Annotated in this window: 4 protein-coding genes; 3 read left to right on the top strand and 1 reads right to left on the bottom strand. The window is 71.0% G+C overall.

Features of this window, described 5'->3' with window-relative positions; all coding sequences use genetic code 11:
• Positions 1-240 precede the first annotated feature (240 nt).
• The gene (locus ACWF94_RS35185) at positions 241-1,095 is read right to left on the bottom strand and encodes a hypothetical protein (RefSeq protein WP_453498175.1); all 855 of its coding nucleotides are present in this window, start codon (positions 1,093-1,095) and stop codon (positions 241-243) included.
• Positions 1,096-1,889: 794 nt separating this feature from the next.
• On the opposite strand from ACWF94_RS35185, the gene ACWF94_RS35180 reads away from it, so the two are divergent.
• The 3 genes from ACWF94_RS35180 (at position 1,890) to ispF (ending at position 3,950) form a co-directional block, all read left to right on the top strand.
• Positions 1,890-2,372 carry a CarD family transcriptional regulator gene (locus ACWF94_RS35180; RefSeq protein ID WP_003953493.1) on the top strand — a complete coding sequence of 161 codons (483 nt, stop codon included), beginning with the start codon at positions 1,890-1,892 and terminating at the stop codon, positions 2,370-2,372.
• Positions 2,373-2,647: 275 nt separating this feature from the next.
• Positions 2,648-3,388 (top strand): 2-C-methyl-D-erythritol 4-phosphate cytidylyltransferase, encoded by a 741-nt coding sequence (gene ispD, locus ACWF94_RS35175; RefSeq protein WP_453498172.1) that lies wholly within the window; start codon positions 2,648-2,650, stop codon positions 3,386-3,388.
• Entirely contained in the window at positions 3,375-3,950 is a 576-nt protein-coding gene (ispF, locus tag ACWF94_RS35170; protein ID WP_453498169.1) for a 2-C-methyl-D-erythritol 2,4-cyclodiphosphate synthase, read from the top strand. Before ispD ends, ispF begins: the two co-directional genes overlap by 14 nt.
• Positions 3,951-4,137 lie beyond the last annotated feature (187 nt).

Genomic DNA, 4,137 nt, shown 5'->3' with positions numbered 1-4,137 from the left:
GGGGGGGGCCCCCCTCGACTCGACTCTGTGCGCTTCCGGGCCCTACGCTCGCGGCACCGCGCCCGGCCGGTCCGGCCCCGGTCAGTCACGTCCGGGCCAATCACGTCCGGTCCGGTCCACAGGCTCCAGCCCGGTCAGTCCAGCCCCGGCCGTCCACGGGCTCGGGCTCGGGCTCGGGCTCGGGCTCGGGCTCGGGTCCACTGGCTCCGGTCCCGGTCCTGGTCCCGATCCCGGTCCTGGTCAGTGCTGCGAGGAATCCTCGGATTCACCGCTGCCCCGCTCACCGTCGGAATCCTGCCCGCCCTGCTCGCCCTCGGAGCCCTGACCGCCTTGCTCGCTCTCGGAGCCGGACTGACCGCCCGGCTGCTCCGACGCGTTGCCGGACGGGGTCCCCGACGCGGTGTTCCCGGACTGGTCCGCGTTCCCCGTGTCGCCGGTGGCACCCTCGGTGTTCCCGGAGCCCTCCGTGTTCCCGGTGCTCCCGGTGCCCTCGGTGTCTCCCGGCTTCCCGGGGTTCTTCTCCCCGGCCGCGGGCTTCGCCGGCTTCGGCGGCGCGGTGGCGCCGAAGTCCTTGAAGTCGCCCGAGGCGGGCATCACGAACGCGTTCAGCTTCACATCACCCGTGTCGCTGAAGCGGAACACCGTCTCCTGCACCCCGCCGATGTTCTTCGTCAGCGCCTGACCGTCCACGATCGTCGCGGAGGCGTTGCCCTTGCCGCCGATGACGATCGAGCCCCCGGCCGGTACGGAGACCGGGCCCGAGCCCTTGGCGGGCGCCAGCTTCACCGTGCCCACACCGCCGGTCAGCGTGATCGAGTCGATCGTCTGCCGCTCGGTGCCCGAGTTGAAGACCGTCGCGGAGACGGCCGCGGGACCCGCCGCGCCTTCCTTCGGCTGGGTGATCACATTCGCGTTCTGGACGGTGATGGTGTCGACCGTGGCCGCGGCCGTGTCCGGCTTGACTTCGAGGGACTGTGCGTTGTTGCCCGCGCCGCACCCGGTGAGTACGGCGAACGACAGCGCGGCGGCGGTGACTGCGAGGGCGCCGCGGCGAAGGCAGCGGGCGCCCCCGGACGGAGTTTTGGGGAGGCTCACGGCGGCGGCATCTCCTTGGGCGTACGGGCCAGTACGAATCTGGTGCGGAAACGGATCTGGTGCGGCATTACGGGTTACGGGTAGGGATCCGGTGCGGATCCCCGTGCGGACCGGCCGGTGGCCGGTCGGCAGAACCGGCGCGACACGGCCGGGATCGCGCACATCGCGATACCGGCCGAGACGGCGTCAGTTCGCGATCAGATTACAGAGCCGCCGCTCCGCCCCCGCACCCGACCCGCCCCTTCGCGCCGCGACGGCGGGCGGGGTCCCGGCCGCCGGAGAACACCGGACGCCGCCCCGCCGGGATCCGCCGCGATCCGCCGCGATCCGCCGCGATGCGCCGGGATCCGCGGGTGTTCGGTGCAGAGTTCCGGTGCGGCCGTTTCGTACACCGTTCGTATATCGGCGGTGATCAATTCCCGGGCCGCGCCGCATTCCTCGCCGATTTCCCGGACACGCTTCCGCCGATCAATGGTGATCAATTCCGGATTCTCCCGCGCATCACTCCGTACGGGTGACCGACGGCCGAACGGAGTACGGGAAGTTCACCATCATGAACCCGGCAAACCGGGACGTTCACCCACGCTTCAGCGGCCCCCGAACGCTGTGACGTGCGTGTTTCGGGCGCCCCGCACAGCCGCTCCGACCTGCGAATACCCCCTTCCGGAACCCGCCCGCAGCACGTTCCTGGCGCTGTTGTCAAGCCCCGAGATATGCCCTGACCTGCGAAAACGCCATTCAGAAGAAGCCGTATCCGTGTTACCCTGGATAGCCACGGAAGGGGTACCTGTCACATGACGTTCAAGGTTGGCGACACCGTGGTCTATCCCCATCACGGGGCCGCGCTGATCGAGGCCATCGAAACTCGCCAGATCAAAGGCGTGGACAAGACCTACTTGGTGCTCAAGGTCGCTCAGGGCGACCTGACGGTTCGTGTGCCGGCGGACAATGCTGAGTTCGTGGGCGTACGCGATGTGGTCGGTCAGGACGGGCTCGACCGGGTCTTCGAGGTGCTGCGCGCACCGTATGCCGAAGAGCCGACGAACTGGTCCCGTCGCTACAAGGCAAATCTGGAGAAGCTCGCGTCCGGCGATGTCATCAAGGTCGCCGAAGTGGTGCGCGACCTGTGGCGTCGCGAGCGCGAGCGCGGGCTTTCCGCAGGTGAGAAGCGGATGCTCGCCAAGGCTCGCCAGATCCTGGTGAGCGAGCTCGCTCTCGCGGAGAACACCAACGAAGACAAGGCCGAGGCTCTGCTCGACGAGGTCCTCGCGTCCTGACGCATGACGCACCAATGCCGCGGTGCCCGCTGACATACCATGATCACCATTGATCACGGTGTTGTCGCCGGGCGCTGCGGCATGTTTGTGTCCCACCCATCCGTCTTTCACGCACAGGTGTCCCACTCACAGCAGCACCTGACCCCTGTGGTGTGCCGGGCCCGGGCGGCTGGCGCAGACCAGTAGTCACGGAAGGGTCCGTCAAGGCGTCGCGCCCGGCACGCTGTGGCCATACCCATGTCGGACGAGGAAACAAACCTGCCGGAGTGCAACCGATGTCAGACGAATCGCTACCGCCCCGTACCGCAGCGGTGATCCCGGCCGCCGGCAGAGGGATACGGCTCGGCCCCGGCGCCCCCAAGGCGCTCCGGGCACTGAACGGCACACCGATGCTCGTCCACGCGGTCCGGGCCATGGCGGCGTCCAACGCGGTCTCGCTCGTCGTGGTCGTCGCCCCGCCCGGCGACACCCCCGGGGTGCGCACCCTCCTCACCGATCTCCCGCTGCCCGACCGCACCGATGTCGTCGTCGTCCCCGGCGGCGACACCCGCCAGGAGTCGGTACGGCTGGGTCTTGACGCCCTCCCCGCCGACATCGGCGTCGTCCTCGTCCATGACGCGGCCCGCCCCCTCGTCCCCGTCGACACCGTCGACGCCGTCATCGAGGCCGTACGGGACGGTGCGCCCGCCGTCGTACCGGCGCTGCCGCTCGCCGACACGGTGAAGGAAGTCGAGCCGGGCGAGGGGCCCGAGCCCGTCGTCGCCACCCCCGAGCGCGCCCGGCTGCGTGCCGTCCAGACCCCGCAGGGCTTCGACCGCGACACCCTCGTACGCGCGCACCGTACGGTCCGGGCGGACGGCGAGGGCGCCACCGACTGCGCCGGGATGGTCGAGCGGCTCGGCGCGCCCGTGGTCGTCGTACCCGGCCACGAGGAGGCGTTCAAGGTGACCCGGCCGCTGGATCTCGTACTGGCCGAGGCCGTACTCGCCCGGAGGAGGGCCAATGACGGCTTCTAGCCCTCCGCCGGCCGCTGGTACCCCGGCGGCCTCGGCCGCTCCGCCGGCCGCCGGTACCCCACAGCCCTCGACCATCCCGCAGGCCCTGCCGCTGATCGGTGTCGGGACCGATGTGCACGCCTTCGAGCCGGGCCGCGAGCTGTGGTGCGCCGGACTCCTGTGGGCGGGCGAGGACGGGCTCGCCGGGCACTCCGACGGCGATGTCGCCGCCCACGCCGCCTGTGACGCCCTCTTCTCCGCCGCGGGTCTCGGCGATCTCGGCGCCCACTTCGGCACCGACCGGCCCGAGTGGTCCGGCGCCTCCGGGGTCACCCTGCTCGCCGAGGCCGCCCGGATCGTCCGGGCCGAGGGGTTCGGGATCGGCAATGTCGCCATCCAGGTCATCGGCGTACGCCCGAAGATCGGCAAACGGCGCGCGGAGGCGCAGCGGGCGCTGGGCGCGGCGGTCGGTGCGCCCGTCTCCGTATCCGGGACGACGACGGACGGCCTCGGGCTGACCGGCCGGGCCGAGGGGCTCGCCGCCATCGCCACCGCGCTGGTGTTCCGTACGGCGCGCGACTGATCGGTTTCGTACGGCCCGCACCTGATCGGCCGAATCGGCCGACGACCGCGGCGGTTCACGCCCTGATCCGTCCCTGGTCGCCCCTCACCGGACGCCGATCGGACCCCGATCGGACAGGGGGAGCGGTCGGCCGGGAACAGAAGGCGGGTGTGGCGTGGTTCACCGGGCGGGCCGGGGAGGGTAAGGC

The sequence above is a fragment of the Streptomyces sp. NPDC055078 genome (assembly GCF_053607985.1).
This window is presented reverse-complemented; position numbering and strand designations above follow the sequence as displayed.